Genomic DNA, 14,122 nt, shown 5'->3' with positions numbered 1-14,122 from the left:
AAGTATCAAGCACAAGCAACAGGGCTCTGCGGCCGCTCGCCCATTTCGGCAAGGCGCAACGCATCGGGGCTCAACCATTGCTGGTTCGCATCGACCACTCCCTTCAGCATCGCGTCCACCCACTGCGGCAGTTCGGGGTGCAGTCGGTAGTACACCCATTGACCCTTGCGGCGATCCATCAGGAGTCCAGCCTCGCGCAACTGGGCCAAATGCCGGGAGATCTTCGGCTGGCTCAGCTCCAGCGCGTGGGTAAGTTCGCAGACACAGAGTTCGCCTTCGCGGGCGATCAGCAGGGTCATCCGGGCCCGAGTGTCATCAGCCAGGCATTTGAAAACGATGGGGGGAGTCAGTGTTTCCCGCATGTGACCTCCTGGGGAATGCGTGTACGACTAATATCTGGAAATCCAAATATATGCCTATTCGAATATGTGGTAAACCAGATATTCACAATCGCCGCGCCTTACGGGACGTCATAAAACAGGAAATAGCCCGCGCTCTGGGCCCTAAGGAAGTGGTCGGACTCGTCTGATTCGCTCACGGGTTGTCGGACCGGCCCAGCGAAAGTCAGGGATCGGTACCCTGCTGCTCAGAGCACTTGAGCGAATAGCGGAAGCTGACGGAGCCCAGAGATTCATGACCCTGAACGGCAAGGGGCATCAGAGAACGCCAGATCTAGGTAGGGAGGGGTGAAGCGGGGAGGAGGGTGAAGCGCCCGATGAAGGGAAGCGAGCGCTTCCCTCTACCGGCAACAGTTTCAATTGTTCGACAACAGTTCTAATGCATCGAAACCACCATCGCCATTAACCGCTGTGGCTTACTCGACCGTCACCGATTTCGCCAGGTTACGCGGCTGGTCAACGTCGGTACCCTTGAGCACGGCGACGTAGTACGACAGCAGCTGCAGCGGAATGGTGTACAGGATCGGCGCCAGAGCGTCCGCGATGTGCGGCACCTTGATCACGTGGGTGCCTTCACCGTTGGTCATGCCAGCGTGCTCGTCGGCGAACACCACCAGCTCACCGCCACGGGCACGTACTTCCTGCAGGTTGGACTTGAGCTTCTCCAGCAGTTCGTTGTTCGGCGCCACGGTGACCACCGGCATGTCGTTATCCACAAGCGCCAGCGGGCCGTGCTTCAGCTCGCCCGCCGGGTAGGCTTCGGCGTGGATGTAGGAGATCTCCTTGAGCTTGAGCGCACCTTCCATCGCCACCGGGTACTGGGCGCCACGGCCCAGGAACAGGGTGTGGTGCTTGTCGGCGAACAGTTCGGCGATCTTCTCGACGGTCGCGTCCATGGCCAGTGCCTCGCCCAGGCGGGTCGGCAGGCGGCGCAACTCTTCAACCAGCTCGGCTTCCACACCGGCTTCGAGGGTACCGCGCACCTGGCCCAGGGCCAGGGTCAGCAGCATCAGCGAAACCAGCTGGGTGGTGAATGCCTTGGTCGAGGCAACACCGATCTCTGGGCCGGCCAGGGTCAGCAGGGTCAGGTCGGATTCGCGCACCAGCGAGCTGATGCCGACGTTGCAGATGGCCAGGCTGCCGAGGAAGCCCAGTTCCTTGGCATTGCGCAGGGCGGCCAGGGTGTCGGCGGTCTCACCGGATTGCGAGATCGAGACGAACAGGGTGTCTGGCTGGACCACGACCTTGCGGTAGCGGAACTCGCTGGCCACTTCGACCTGGCAAGGGATGCCGGCCAGGCTTTCGAGCCAGTAACGGGCAACCATGCCGGCGTGGTAGCTGGTACCGCAAGCGACGATCTGCACATTGCGAACCTTGGCAAACAGTTCGGCGGCATTAGGGCCGAAGGCCTGCACCAGAACATTATCCTTGCCCAGGCGGCCTTCCAGCGTGCGCTGGACCACGCTTGGCTGCTCGTGGATTTCCTTGAGCATGAAGTGACGGTAGGTACCTTTGTCGGCCGCCTCAGCGCCTTCGTGGTACTGCACGGTTTCACGCTGGACCTTGGTGCCGGCCTGGTCCCAGATGCTGACTTGGTCACGGCGGATCTCGGCGATGTCGCCTTCTTCCAGGTACATGAAACGGTCGGTGACCTGGCGCAGGGCCAACTGGTCCGAAGCCAGGAAGTTCTCACCAAGGCCGAGGCCGATCACCAGCGGGCTACCGCTGCGAGCGGCTACCAGGCGGTCTGGCTGTTTGGCACTGATCACGGCCAGGCCATAGGCACCGTGCAGGCGCTTCACAGCGGCCTTCAGCGCATCGGTCAGGTCCGGGACAGTCTTGAGCGTGTGGTGGATCAGGTGAACGATGACTTCGGTATCGGTCTGCGAAGTGAATACGTAGCCGAGCTCTTTCAGCTCTTCACGCAGCTCTTCGTGGTTTTCGATGATGCCGTTGTGCACGACCGCCACTTCACTGGCCGAAAAGTGTGGGTGGGCGTTGCCTTCGGTGGGCGCACCATGGGTGGCCCAACGGGTGTGGGCGATGCCCAGCTGGCCGGTGAGGGGGTCGGCGGCGACGGCGGCTTCCAGCTCGCTGACTTTACCGATACGGCGGCGACGCTCCAGCTCACCTTGCTGGCTGAAGACAGCCAGGCCGGCACTGTCGTACCCGCGGTATTCGAGGCGCTTGAGGCCTTCGATCAGAATGGCGGTGATATTACGCTCGGCTACGGCACCAACGATTCCACACATGGTTATTGCTCCTGGCTGATCGCGGCGCAAATCAGGTTGATGCCGCGGGCTTGAATGTGTTCGCGTGCCGCTGCGGGCAGGCGTTCGTCTGTAATAAGGGTATTCACGCTGCCCCAGGGCAGCTCGAGGTTAGGGATCTTGCGCCCTACCTTGTCGGACTCGACCATCACGATCACTTCCCGGGCCACCTCGGCCATGACTCGGCTCAGGCCAAGCAGCTCGTTGAAGGTGGTGGTACCCCGGTTGAGGTCGATGCCATCGGCACCGATGAACAGCTGGTCGAAATCGTAGGAACGCAACACCTGCTCGGCCACCTGCCCCTGGAACGACTCGGAGTGCGGGTCCCAGGTGCCGCCGGTCATCAGCAGCACCGGCTCATGCTCCAGGTCGCTGATGGCGCGGGCCACGTTCAATGAGTTGGTCATTACTACCAGGCCCGGTTGGCGGCCCAGTTCAGGGATCATCGCAGCAGTGGTGCTGCCACTGTCGATGATGATCCGCGCATGTTCGCGGATACGCCCTACAGCAGCGCGGGCAATGGCCTTCTTGTAGGCGGACACGGGCTGGGTAGGTTCGCCGAGCAACTCTTGCGGCACCGGCACCGCACCGCCGTAGCGTCGCAATAGCAGGCCATTGGTTTCCAGGGCTGCGAGGTCCTTGCGAATGGTGACTTCTGACGTTTCGAAGCGCTTGGCCAACGCGTCCACACTCACCTCGCCCTGCTCGCTGAGCATGGCCAGGATGTTGTGCCGGCGTTGGGGGGTGTTACGTTTCGACATGAGCGCTTAAGTTTCGATTCGAAAGATAATGGTTGCAATCAAAACCTAAGACGCTCGTTTCGTCAAGCGCCATGAACTGTGGATAAGTCTGTTGCCGTCCGCTCACGCGGCCCTTTCGCTACCCTCCAGGTGGCGCGTATCCCTGTAGGAGCGGCCTCGCGTCGCGAAAGGAGGGCAAAGCCCTCCCAGCTTTCCAACAGCCCAAAAAAAACCGACCCATTCACACAGGTCGGCTTTCGATCGAAACAACTGTGTATAACTCAGCTCTTCTTGATCTTCTCCGGCCGCTTCCAGCCGTCGATGTTGCGCTGGCGCGCACGGCCCACAGCAAGCTGCCCTGCTTCAACAGTCTGGGTGATGGTCGAGCCTGCCGCAGTAGTAGCACCAGCCTGGATATCCACAGGCGCCACCAACGAGTTGTTCGAGCCGATGAACACGTCTTCGCCCATCACCGTCTTGAACTTGTTGGCGCCATCGTAGTTGCAGGTGATGGTGCCAGCGCCGATGTTGGTGCGCGCACCGATTTCGGCATCGCCCAGGTAGCTCAGGTGGCCGGCCTTGGCGCCCTCACCCAGGTGAGCGTTTTTCAGTTCGACAAAGTTACCCACATGGGCCTTGGCATCCAGCACGCTGCCCGGGCGCAGGCGCGCGAACGGGCCGGCATCGCTACCCTCGCCCATCACCGCACCTTCGATGTGGCTGTTGGCCTTGACCACCGCACCCTTGCGCAGGGTGCTGTTCTTGATCACGCAGTTGGGGCCGATTTCTACATCGTCCTCGATCACTACCTGGCCTTCGAGGATCACGTTGATGTCGATCAGCACATCACGGCCTACGGTCACTTCACCGCGCACATCGAACCGCGCCGGGTCGCGCAGGGTGACACCCTGGGCCATCAGGCGGCGGCCTGCGCGCAACTGATAGTGGCGCTCCAGCTCGGACAGCTGGCGACGATCGTTGGCGCCCTGCACTTCCATCGGGTCATGGGGCTGCTCGGTCGCTACCACCAGGCCGTCGGACACCGCCATGGCGATGACATCGGTCAGGTAGTACTCGCCCTGGGCATTGTTGTTCGACAAACGGCTCATCCAGTCCGCCAGGCGCGCGGCAGGCAGGGCCAGAATACCGGTGTTGCCTTCCTTGATCGCTTTCTGCGCGTCGTTGGCATCCTTGTGCTCAACGATCGCCGTTACCTTGCCCTGCTCGTCACGCACGATACGGCCATAGCCGGTCGGGTCTTCGAGGGTGACCGTGAGCAGCCCCAGTTGCTCGTCGTTGGCCTTGGCCAACAGACGCTGCAAGGTCTCCACTTCGATCAACGGCACATCGCCGTACAGCACCAGCACGGTGTCTGCGGTCAACGCCGGCAGCGCCTGAGCCACGGCATGGCCTGTACCCAGCTGCTTGTCCTGCATGACGAAGTTCAGGTCGTCAGCTGCCAGGCGCTCACGTACCTGCTCGGCACCGTGGCCAATGACCACGTGGATGCCTTGCGGCTGAAGCTGGCGCGCGCTGTGGATAACATGGCCGAGCATGGAGTTGCCGGCAACCGGGTGCAGTACCTTGGGCAGCGCCGAGCGCATGCGGGTACCTTGGCCGGCGGCGAGAATAACGATATCGAGTGACATTACTGGCTACCAATCCTGGGCGGTCAGTGAAATGACCGGGGGGGGGAAATCAAAAAAAGAAAAAGGGTAGCCGAGGCTACCCTTTTACTCAATCGCAACAGAAGTCATCAGCCGTGGCCGATTACTTGCCTTTGCGCATTTGCTGGACGGTACGCAGCTGAGCTGCGGCCTCGGCCAGACGTGCGGCGGCGGCGCCGTAGTCGAAGTCCGCGCCTTTCGTATTCAGGGCGTTCTCGGCAGCCTTGAGGGCTTCCTGAGCCTGCGCTTCATCCAGGTCTGCAGCACGTTGCACGGTATCGGCAAGCACCTTGACCATGTTCGGCTGAACCTCGAGGAAACCACCAGAGATGTAGAACACCTCTTGTGCGCCACCCTGCTTGGTCAGCGTGATCGGACCTGGCTTCAGATTGGTGATCAGCGGCGCGTGGCCTGGAGCGATACCAAGATCACCCAGGTTACCGTGCGCAACCACCATCTCGACCAGACCGGAGAAAATTTCTCCTTCCGCGCTGACGATATCGCAATGGACTGTCATAGCCATCTGCTTGCCTCAACCTGATAGCGCCCCTTGCGGGGCGCAGGAATTACAGTTTCTTGGCTTTCTCGATCGCTTCGTCGATGCTGCCGACCATGTAGAACGCTTGTTCTGGCAGGTGGTCGTAGTCACCTTTGAGGATGCCGCTGAAGCCAGCGATGGTGTCTTTCAGGGAAACGTACTTGCCTGGCGAACCGGTGAAGACTTCGGCCACGAAGAACGGCTGCGACAGGAAGCGCTGGATCTTACGAGCGCGGGCTACCAGTTGCTTGTCGGTCTCGGACAGTTCGTCCATACCCAGGATCGCAATGATGTCCTTCAGCTCTTTGTAGCGCTGCAGAACATACTGAACGCCACGCGCAGTGTCGTAGTGCTCGTTGCCGATCACGTTCGGGTCCAGCTGGCGCGAAGTCGAGTCCAGTGGATCGACCGCTGGGTAGATACCCAGGGAGGCGATGTCACGGGACAGAACGACGGTGGCGTCCAAGTGGGCGAAGGTGGTCGCTGGCGACGGGTCGGTCAAGTCGTCCGCAGGTACGTATACGGCCTGCACGGAGGTGATCGAACCTTCCTTGGTGGAGGTGATGCGCTCTTGCAGAACGCCCATCTCTTCAGCCAGGGTCGGCTGGTAACCTACTGCCGAAGGCATACGGCCCAGCAGTGCGGATACTTCGGTACCGGCCAGGGTGTAACGATAGATGTTGTCGACGAACAGCAGAACGTCGTTACCTTCGTCACGGAACTTCTCAGCCATGGTCAGGCCGGTCAGCGCTACGCGCAGACGGTTTCCTGGTGGCTCGTTCATCTGACCGTAGACCAGCGCTACTTTGTCGAGAACGTTGGAGTCCTTCATCTCGTGGTAGAAGTCGTTACCCTCACGAGTACGCTCACCCACACCAGCGAACACGGAGTAACCGCTGTGTTCCATGGCGATGTTACGGATCAGTTCCATCATGTTTACGGTCTTGCCGACACCGGCACCACCGAACAGACCAACCTTACCACCCTTGGCGAACGGGCAAACCAGGTCGATAACCTTGATGCCGGTTTCCAGCAGGTCGTTGCCGCCTGCCTGGTCAGCGAACGAAGGCGCTGGCTGGTGGATACCGCGACGCTCTTCTTCACCGATCGGGCCGGCTTCGTCGATCGGGTTGCCCAGTACGTCCATGATACGGCCGAGAGTGGCCTTACCAACAGGAACGGAAATGGCAGCACCGGTGTCGACGACATCCAGACCGCGCTTCAAGCCTTCGGTGGAGCCCATCGCAATGGTACGAACCACGCCGTCGCCCAGCTGCTGCTGAACTTCGAGGGTGGTTTCCGCGCCTTGTACTTTCAGCGCGTTGTATACACTCGGCACGACGTCACGTGGGAATTCCACGTCGATGACGGCGCCGATGATTTGAACGATACGTCCGCTACTCATAGCTGGATCCTCTGAATATGTGAACCGTTAAACCGCGGCAGCGCCGCCGACGATTTCCGAGATCTCCTGGGTGATCGCAGCCTGACGCGCCTTGTTGTAGATCAATTGCAGCTCTTTGATCAAATCACCGGCGTTGTCTGTGGCGTTTTTCATGGCGATCATCCGGGCCGCTTGTTCAGCAGCGTTGTTCTCGACCACCGCCTGGTATACCTGCGACTCCACGTAACGCACCATCAAGCCGTCCAGCAGCTCTTTTGCGTCGGGTTCGTACAGGTAGTCCCAGTGGTGCTTGAGTTCCTGATCCGGGGTTGCCACCAACGGTACCAATTGCTCGACCGTTGGCTTCTGGGTCATGGTGTTGATGAACTTGTTCGAAACCACCGAGAGGCGATCGATACGGCCGTCCATGTAGGCGTCCAGCATCACTTTGACGGAGCCGATCAGATCGTTGATCGATGGCTCTTCGCCCAAGTGGCTGATCGCTGCTACGACGTTGCCGCCAAAGATGCGGAAGAAAGTCGCACCCTTGCTGCCGATCACGCACAGGTCGATTTCCACGCCCTGTTCGCGGTTTGCGCTCATGTCCTTGACCAGGGCCTTGAACAGGTTGGTATTCAAGCCACCGCACAGACCACGGTCACTGCTCACCACGATATAACCGGCGCGCTTTACAGGGCGCTCGATCATGAACGGGTGGCGGTATTCCGGGTTGGCGTTGGCCAGATGACCGATCACCTGGCGGATACGCTCCGCGTAAGGACGGCTAGCAGCCATGCGCATTTGTGCCCTGCGCATCTTGCTGACCGCCACTTTCTCCATGGCGCTGGTAATTTTTTGCGTGCTTTTGATGCTCGCAATCTTACTGCGAATCTCTTTTGCGCCTGCCATGTATCACCTATCAGGTTAGCAAGCGGGGGCCAGGGCCCCCGCTGCGGCTTACCAGGTCTGGGTGGCCTTGAACTTCTCGATACCGGCTTTCAGGCCTGCGTCGATTTCGTCGTTGAAGTCACCCTTCACGTTGATCTTCGCCATCAGTTCAGCGTGATCACGGTTGAAGAAGGCGATCAGTGCTTGCTCGAAGCTGCCGATCTTGGAGACTTCTACGTCGGTCAGGAAGCCACGCTCAGCGGCGTACAGCGACAGGGCCATGTCCGCGATGGACATCGGCGCGTACTGCTTCTGCTTCATCAGCTCGGTAACGCGCTGACCATGCTCCAGCTGCTTGCGGGTCGCTTCGTCCAGATCGGACGCGAACTGGGCGAATGCAGCCAGTTCACGGTACTGAGCCAGCGCGGTACGAATACCACCGGACAGCTTCTTGATGATCTTGGTCTGAGCGGCACCACCTACGCGGGATACCGAAACACCGGCGTTCACTGCAGGGCGGATGCCCGAGTTGAACATGGCCGATTCCAGGAAGATCTGACCGTCGGTGATCGAGATCACGTTGGTCGGAACGAACGCGGAAACGTCGCCAGCCTGGGTTTCGATGATCGGCAGCGCGGTCAGGGAACCGGTTTTGCCAGTCACAGCACCGTTGGTGAACTTCTCGACGTACTCTTCCGAAACGCGCGATGCACGCTCCAGCAGACGGGAGTGGAGATAGAACACGTCGCCTGGGTATGCTTCGCGTCCTGGTGGACGGCGCAGCAGCAGGGAGATCTGACGGTAGGCAACAGCCTGCTTGGACAGGTCATCGTAAACGATCAGTGCGTCTTCACCGCGGTCACGGAAGAACTCGCCCATGGTGCAACCGGCGTATGGCGCCAGGAATTGCAGTGCGGCGGATTCCGAAGCACTGGCAACAACCACGATGGTGTTGGCCAGGGCGCCGTTTTCTTCCAGCTTGCGAACGATGTTGGCGACGGTGGAACGCTTCTGGCCGACAGCAACATAAACACAGAAAATACCGGAGTCTTTCTGGTTGATGATGGCGTCGATGGCCATGGCGGTCTTGCCGATCTGACGGTCACCGATGATCAGCTCACGCTGGCCACGGCCGACAGGGATCATGGCGTCGACAGATTTGTAGCCAGTCTGTACAGGCTGGTCTACCGACTTACGCCAGATCACGCCTGGAGCAACTTTCTCGACCGCGTCGGTCTGGGTGTTGCCCAGTGGACCTTTGCCGTCGATCGGGTTGCCCAGTGCGTCGACGACGCGACCCAGCAGTTCCTTACCAACTGGAACTTCCAGGATGCGGCCGGTGCACTTGGCGCTCATGCCTTCGGCGAGGGTGTCGTAGGCACCCAGGATCACTGCACCTACGGAGTCTTGCTCCAGGTTCAGGGCCATGCCGTAGACGCCGCCAGGGAACTCGATCATTTCGCCGTACATGACGTCGGCCAGACCGTGGATCCGCACGATACCGTCGGAAACCGAAACGACGGTACCTTCGTTACGGGCTTGGGAGCTCACATCGAGGTTGTCGATGCGGCCCTTGATGATTTCACTAATTTCGGAAGGATTGAGTTGCTGCATTGCTCTGCTGCCCCTTCAAACTCAAGATTTCAATGCTTCGGCCAGTTTCGCGATTTTGCCGCGAACAGAGCCATCGATTACCAGGTCACCAGCGCGGATGACGACGCCGCCAATCAGGCTGGCATCCTCCGACGCGTGCAGGCGCACTTCCTGGCCTAACCGTGCACTGAGAACCTTGGCGAGTTTGTCTTGCTGTTCTTGGTTCAACGCGAAGGCACTGGTGACTTCCACGTCCACGGATTTCTCTTGCTCGGCCTTGTACAGGTCGAACAGAGCGGCAATCTCCGGCAGAAGCAGGAGACGGTCGTTTTCCGCGGCAACATGAATGAAATTCTGTGCCTGTGCATTGAACTTGTCACCGCACACGTCAATGAACGTGGCGGCCTTTTCTGCGCTCGTCAGTCGCGGGGCCTTGAGCAGGCGCTGCATGGTGTCGTCTTGCGACACCGCAGCAGCCAGGCCGAGCATGGCTGACCAATTGGCCAGTTGCTGATGGGCCTGGGCATGCTCAAAGGCAGCCTTAGCGTAAGGTCGGGCCAACGTGGTCAGTTCTGCCATGATCGCCCTCGCTTAAATTTCAGCGGCCAGTTTGTTAACCAGCTCCGCATGCGCGTTTTGATCGATTGTGGCGCCAAGGATCTTTTCAGCACCGCCAACGGCCAGGGCACCCACTTGGGCACGCAGGGCGTCTTTAGCGCTGTTCAGTTCCTGTTCGATCTCGGCCAGAGCCTGAGCCTTCACACGGTCAGCTTCGACGCGGGCCTGATCACGGGCTTCCTCGACAAGCTGAGCAGCGCGTTTCTTGCTTTGCTCAATGATTTCGGCTGCCTGTGCTTTAGCTTCACGCAGTTGCTGACCCGCTTTCTCTTGGGCCAGCTCCAGGTCGCGAGCTGCGCGGTTGGCAGCGTCCAAGCCGTCGGCAATCTTCTTTTGACGCTCTTGCAGAGCAGTGATGACCGGAGGCCATACGTACTTCATGCAGAAGAGTACAAAAATCAGGAAAGCAACGGATTGGCCAATCAGGGTTGCATTAATGTTCACGCCAACACCTCGCTCGGTCTTAATTCATCACAGCACATCAACTCGTTGTGACGAGTGATTAGCCGGCGATCTGACCAACGAAGGGGTTCGCGAAGGTGAAGAACAGAGCAATACCAACACCGATCATGGTTACGGCGTCGAGCAGACCGGCAACGATGAACATTTTGACCTGCAGCATCGGAACCATTTCTGGTTGACGAGCAGCGCCTTCCAGGAATTTGCCGCCCAGCAGGCCGAAACCAATGGCGGTACCCAGAGCACCCAGGCCGATCAGCAGAGCAACAGCGATAGCGGTCAGACCAACTACAGTTTCCATCTTTCCTCCCGACTTTTACGTCGTATTGGTTAGGTTTTTAGTTTGAAGCGGTAAAACAAATCGTGAGTACAGCTGCCCTTGCGGACTTTTTAAGCCCTCCCCCCGTACCGGCGGGGAAGGCTATCAGACACGCCAGGCGGTCTTAATGGTTATCTTCGTGCGCCATCGACAGGTAGACGATGGTCAGCATCATGAAGATGAAAGCTTGCAGGGTGATGATCAGGATGTGGAACACAGCCCACGCCCATTGCAGCACCACACCCAGGCCGCTCAGCCACAGCAGGCCCGAGCCGAACATGACGGCGATCAGGATGAACACCAGCTCACCGGCGTACATGTTGCCGAACAGACGCAGTGCCAGCGAGATCGGCTTGGCGATCAGGGTGACGAATTCCAGCAGGAAGTTAACCGGGATCAGCAGGGCTTGAACGAAGATGTTCTTGCTGCCGAACGGGTGCAGGGTCAGCTCACCGATAAAGCCGCCCAGGCCCTTGACCTTGATGCTGTAGAAGATGATCAGGGCGAACACGCTGAAGGCCATGGCCAGGGTCGCGTTCGGGTCGGTGGTCGACACGGCGCGGAACGGAATGTGCGGATCACCGGAGATCAGGATGGCCAGCTGAGGAATCCAGTCGACCGGTACCAGGTCGACGGCGTTCATCAGGAATACCCAGACGAAGATGGTCAGTGCCAGCGGAGCGATCACCGGGCTACGGCCGTGGAAGGAGTCCTTCACGCTGCCGTTGACGAAGTCGACCATCACTTCGACGAAGTTCTGCAGGCCGCCGGGTTGGCCGGAGGTCGCCTTCTTCGCCGCCATGCGGAAGATGAACAGGAAGATCAGACCCAGCGCAACGGACCAACCCAGGGTGTCCAGGTGGAACGCCCAGAAGCCCATTGCCTTGGCTTCTGCAGCCGAATGGGCAAAGCCCCAGCTGCCGTCTGGTAGTTGACCGTAGGTCAGGTTCTGCAAGTGGTGCTGGATATAGCCCGAAGCGGTTTCTGCTGCCATGGTTGCCTCAAACGCCCTAAGGTCTCGAAAGTCTTTTATTCATTAGCAGTGGCGCGAACCAGCTGACCATTAGGGTCAGCAGGAAGACGCCGAATACTGCTAACGGCGCCAATGGCTTCACTCCTGCGAAGGTCAATGCAAACAGCACTGCCGTCAAAATCATTTTGCCTGCCTCGCCAGCGTAGAACGACTTGACGATGGCCTGCGCTGCCCGGGCTCCGCTAAAGCGAAACGCCTTCCAGGCGAAATACACATTGGGTAGCCAGGCAATCAAACCTCCGCAGAGACCTGAATATCCACTGACCGCCCCTTTCCACTGCCACACCACCAAGGTTGCCAGCAGAAGTACTACACATTGAGTCAACAGTACCGGAAAAACCGCCCAGCGATGGAAAGGCAAGCGGTTTGGCGTGCGGATTTCCATCACAACTGCTCCTCGGAAGTCGACCAACAAGTCAGCTATGACTTGGCATAATTTGTGCCGACAAAATGCGCGCAGAGTATAGGGGTGGATTAACCCCTATTCAACTCTTCGGTAGTGATTTCCGACTGCGCGCTACAACAGGAATTGTTTCAGCGGATGTGAGCAAGGACGCCTTGCAACTCGTCAAGCGAGTTATAGCGAATAACCAACTGCCCTTTGCCCTTGTTCCCATGACGGATCTGCACGGCCGAGCCCAGGCGCTCTGCGAGCCGCTGTTCAAGGCGTGCGATATCCGGATCAGGTTTGCTCGGTTCGACCGGATCAGGCTTGTCACTGAGCCACTGACGTACCAGTGCCTCGGTTTGGCGCACGGTGAGGCCACGTGCGACAACATGACGCGCCCCCTCCTCCTGACGATTCTCTTCAAGGCCGAGCAAAGCGCGAGCATGACCCATCTCCAGGTCGCCATGGGCGAGCATGGTCTTGATCGCTTCAGGCAGCGTGATCAGGCGCAACAGGTTGGCCACGGTAACCCGCGACTTGCCAATGGCATCGGCCACCTGCTGCTGGGTCAGTTCGAACTCCTGCTGCAGGCGCTGCAGGGCGAGGGCCTCTTCCAGCGGGTTGAGGTCTTCGCGCTGGATGTTCTCGATCAGCGCCATGGCGATGGCCGCCTCGTCCGCCACTTCGCGGACCATGGCCGGCACGGTGTCCAGGCCAGCCTGCTGGGTGGCGCGCCAGCGGCGCTCACCGGCGATGATCTCGTAGCGGTTGTCGCCCACCGGGCGAACCACAATCGGCTGCATCACGCCATGGGTGCGAATCGAGTGCGCGAGTTCTTCCAGCGCCACCGGGTCCATGTCGCGACGCGGCTGGTACTTGCCACGCTGGATCAGCTCGACCGGCAGGTGTTGCAGTTCCTTCTGGTCGATCTTGACAGCCTGCTCTTCGAGCGCGCTGACGGAAGGACCACTGAGCAGAGCATCCAACCCACGTCCGAGACCTCGTTTCTTAACGGCCATACGGATTCCTTAAGTTGTTTGTGCAGTGCGTGATGGACGGCGCTGACGGCGCACCAGTTCCCCGGCCAGGGCCAGATAAGCCAGCGCACCACGCGACTGCTTGTCGTAGGCCAGGGCCGGCATGCCGAAGCTCGGGGCCTCGGCCAGGCGAATGTTGCGCGGAATGACCGTGTCGTACAGCTGCTCGCCGAAGTGTTCCTTGAGCTGGGCCGAAACATCGTTGTTCAGGCTCAGGCGCGGATCGAACATGGTCCGCAGCAGGCCTTCGATCTTCAGCTCTGGGTTCAGCCGGGCGGCGATGCGCTTGATGTTATCCACAAGGTCGCTGAGGCCTTCCAGTGCGTAGTACTCGCACTGCATGGGGATGATCACCCCATCGGAAGCCACCAACGCGTTGAGGGTCAGCATCGACAACGACGGCGGGCAGTCGATGAGAATGAAGTCGTAGTTCTCGCGGATCGGCGCCAGGGCGTTGCGCAGGCGGCTTTCCTTGACCTGCATTTCCAGCAGCACCACTTCGGCGGCGGTCAGGTCACGGTTGGCCGGCAACAGCTGGAAACCACCGTGCTCGGAGTAATGCATGGCCTGAGCCAGGTCGCATTCCCCGATCAGCAAGTCGTATACCGAGTGCTCGAGCTCGTGCTTGTCGACACCGCTGCCCATGGTGGCGTTGCCTTGCGGATCGAGGTCGATCAGCAGCACACGACGTTTGGTCGCGGCCAGCGATGCCGCGAGATTGATACAGGTGGTGGTCTTGCCCACACCACCTTTCTGGTTCGCGATTGCGAATACCTTAGCCATTGATGCG

15 protein-coding genes are annotated in these 14,122 nt (G+C 59.6%); all 15 read right to left on the bottom strand.

Annotated features, from left to right (window positions below; genetic code table 11):
- Window positions 1-5: 5 nt before the first annotated feature.
- The 15 genes from HU770_RS11620 to HU770_RS11545 all read right to left on the bottom strand — a co-directional run bounded on the left by HU770_RS11620 (window position 6) and on the right by HU770_RS11545 (window position 14,115).
- Window positions 6-362 carry a metalloregulator ArsR/SmtB family transcription factor gene (locus HU770_RS11620; protein WP_033702429.1) on the bottom strand — a complete coding sequence of 119 codons (357 nt, stop codon included), beginning with the start codon at window positions 360-362 and terminating at the stop codon, window positions 6-8.
- Between the two features lie 452 nt (window positions 363-814).
- On the bottom strand, window positions 815-2,650 hold the full coding sequence (gene glmS / locus HU770_RS11610) for a glutamine--fructose-6-phosphate transaminase (isomerizing) (protein ID WP_033702430.1): 1,836 nt from the start codon (window positions 2,648-2,650) through the stop codon (window positions 815-817).
- 2 nt (window positions 2,651-2,652) lie between these two features.
- The gene (locus HU770_RS11605) at window positions 2,653-3,429 is read right to left on the bottom strand and encodes a DeoR family transcriptional regulator (protein ID WP_033702431.1); all 777 of its coding nucleotides are present in this window, start codon (window positions 3,427-3,429) and stop codon (window positions 2,653-2,655) included.
- A gap of 260 nt (window positions 3,430-3,689) precedes the next feature.
- Window positions 3,690-5,057 carry a bifunctional UDP-N-acetylglucosamine diphosphorylase/glucosamine-1-phosphate N-acetyltransferase GlmU gene (gene glmU, locus HU770_RS11600; protein ID WP_033702432.1) on the bottom strand — a complete coding sequence of 456 codons (1,368 nt, stop codon included), beginning with the start codon at window positions 5,055-5,057 and terminating at the stop codon, window positions 3,690-3,692.
- Window positions 5,058-5,178: 121 nt separating this feature from the next.
- On the bottom strand, window positions 5,179-5,598 hold the full coding sequence (locus HU770_RS11595) for a F0F1 ATP synthase subunit epsilon (protein ID WP_033702433.1): 420 nt from the start codon (window positions 5,596-5,598) through the stop codon (window positions 5,179-5,181).
- Between the two features lie 43 nt (window positions 5,599-5,641).
- Entirely contained in the window at window positions 5,642-7,018 is a 1,377-nt protein-coding gene (gene atpD / locus HU770_RS11590) for a F0F1 ATP synthase subunit beta (protein ID WP_016489910.1), read from the bottom strand.
- Between the two features lie 27 nt (window positions 7,019-7,045).
- On the bottom strand, window positions 7,046-7,906 hold the full coding sequence (atpG, locus tag HU770_RS11585; RefSeq protein ID WP_033702434.1) for a F0F1 ATP synthase subunit gamma: 861 nt from the start codon (window positions 7,904-7,906) through the stop codon (window positions 7,046-7,048).
- Window positions 7,907-7,954: 48 nt separating this feature from the next.
- Window positions 7,955-9,499, bottom strand: coding sequence for a F0F1 ATP synthase subunit alpha (gene atpA / locus HU770_RS11580; protein WP_012274911.1), 1,545 nt, complete (start codon window positions 9,497-9,499; stop codon window positions 7,955-7,957).
- A 21-nt stretch (window positions 9,500-9,520) separates the two neighbouring features.
- Complete coding sequence (locus HU770_RS11575) at window positions 9,521-10,057, bottom strand: F0F1 ATP synthase subunit delta (RefSeq protein WP_003253191.1); 537 nt, start codon at window positions 10,055-10,057, stop codon at window positions 9,521-9,523.
- Window positions 10,058-10,069: 12 nt separating this feature from the next.
- Window positions 10,070-10,540 (bottom strand): F0F1 ATP synthase subunit B, encoded by a 471-nt coding sequence (locus tag HU770_RS11570; RefSeq protein WP_003260032.1) that lies wholly within the window; start codon window positions 10,538-10,540, stop codon window positions 10,070-10,072.
- A 58-nt stretch (window positions 10,541-10,598) separates the two neighbouring features.
- Window positions 10,599-10,856, bottom strand: coding sequence for a F0F1 ATP synthase subunit C (atpE, locus tag HU770_RS11565; RefSeq protein ID WP_003097235.1), 258 nt, complete (start codon window positions 10,854-10,856; stop codon window positions 10,599-10,601).
- Window positions 10,857-10,998: 142 nt separating this feature from the next.
- A complete protein-coding gene (gene atpB, locus HU770_RS11560; RefSeq protein WP_033702435.1) occupies window positions 10,999-11,868 on the bottom strand; it encodes a F0F1 ATP synthase subunit A in 870 nt (289 codons plus the stop codon).
- A gap of 16 nt (window positions 11,869-11,884) precedes the next feature.
- Window positions 11,885-12,292 carry a F0F1 ATP synthase subunit I gene (locus HU770_RS11555; RefSeq protein WP_033702436.1) on the bottom strand — a complete coding sequence of 136 codons (408 nt, stop codon included), beginning with the start codon at window positions 12,290-12,292 and terminating at the stop codon, window positions 11,885-11,887.
- 149 nt (window positions 12,293-12,441) lie between these two features.
- A complete protein-coding gene (locus HU770_RS11550) occupies window positions 12,442-13,314 on the bottom strand; it encodes a ParB/RepB/Spo0J family partition protein (protein WP_033702437.1) in 873 nt (290 codons plus the stop codon).
- A 9-nt stretch (window positions 13,315-13,323) separates the two neighbouring features.
- Window positions 13,324-14,115 (bottom strand): ParA family protein, encoded by a 792-nt coding sequence (locus tag HU770_RS11545; protein WP_027592075.1) that lies wholly within the window; start codon window positions 14,113-14,115, stop codon window positions 13,324-13,326.
- Window positions 14,116-14,122: the final 7 nt, after the last annotated feature.

Source organism: Pseudomonas sp. SWRI68 (assembly GCF_014269165.1).
Taxonomy (GTDB): domain Bacteria; phylum Pseudomonadota; class Gammaproteobacteria; order Pseudomonadales; family Pseudomonadaceae; genus Aquipseudomonas; species Aquipseudomonas capeferrum.
This window is presented reverse-complemented; position numbering and strand designations above follow the sequence as displayed.